Origin of the sequence: Mesorhizobium sp. M7A.F.Ca.ET.027.02.1.1, from assembly GCF_004022985.1 — a bacterium.
GTDB lineage: Bacteria > Pseudomonadota > Alphaproteobacteria > Rhizobiales > Rhizobiaceae > Mesorhizobium.
This window is the reverse complement of the sequence record NZ_RZOL01000959.1, coordinates 1-426: the sequence shown is the minus strand read 5'-3', so window position 1 is coordinate 426 and position 426 is coordinate 1. Positions and strand designations below refer to the sequence as shown.

The window sequence follows — 426 nt, the reverse complement described above, 5'->3', positions numbered from 1 at the left end:
TTCTCGATCAAGGCCAGCAGCTTCGTCTGACGGTCCGCCATGAAGGCTTCGAACATGTCAGCGCGCAGCAGGGTCGGTTCGATCAGATGGGAGGCGAGATAGGTGTCGAGGTTCAATGGGGCGATCGGCGGGGTGGAAGCATTGCCTGCTTCAAGTTTCGACAGATATCCGGACGGCGCTTCGCCGCCGATGATGCGGTTCGTCCGGTAGGAGAGCGGCGTCTTGTTGATGATCGAGTCGAAGACATCCGGCTTGAGGCCATTCGAACGACACCAGGCCTGCGGAAAGATGTGGTGGATATCGACGTTCTCGCCGAAGAAAACGGTGTGGTCGAAACCCTGACCAGAACGGAAGTCTCTCGCACCTTCCTTCATCAGCAGCGCGTTGACGCCCTTGTAGGCGGCCGACAGGCGCATGCGCATGGTC

General features: G+C 59.2%; 1 pseudogene. It reads right to left on the bottom strand.

The window, feature by feature from the left end:
• Nucleotides 1-426 (bottom strand): annotated as a pseudogene (locus EN749_RS37210) (hypothetical protein); the annotation flags it as partial.